Origin of the sequence: Mesorhizobium sp. (genome assembly GCF_005063415.1) — a bacterium.
Taxonomy (GTDB): Bacteria; Pseudomonadota; Alphaproteobacteria; order Rhizobiales; family Rhizobiaceae; genus Mesorhizobium.
Window position 1 is genome coordinate 1 of the sequence record NZ_SUEG01000332.1, and the last position, 279, is coordinate 279.

A 279-nucleotide genomic window follows, 5' to 3' on the forward strand; every position below is an offset into this window, starting at 1 on the left:
GGCCCTGGACGCTCTTGCGCAGCAACCCTGAAAGCATCGCGCACCACGGTCGGAATGCTGTGCGGGCTGACAATTTGCCGCGTCATCTTGGTCAGCGGCCGCATCGATCCGATCACGTCGACAATCTGAAAACGGGCCTGCTTGGCTGTAAGTATTGGCTTCTGCCCGGTGATCATGATCATCGGCATCGCGCCAAGATGGGCGTAGGCGGCAGCAGTCGAAAAGTTGAGCGCGCCGGGCCCGAGCGTCGAAATGCACACGCCTGGCCGCCCTGTCAGG

At 62.0% G+C, this 279-nt stretch carries 1 protein-coding gene; it reads right to left on the minus strand.

Translation table 11 applies throughout. The features are described 5' to 3' along the window. On the minus strand, window positions 1-279 hold a 279-nt coding region (locus tag E5W70_RS32390; protein ID WP_292665428.1), incomplete at both ends, for a thiamine pyrophosphate-binding protein.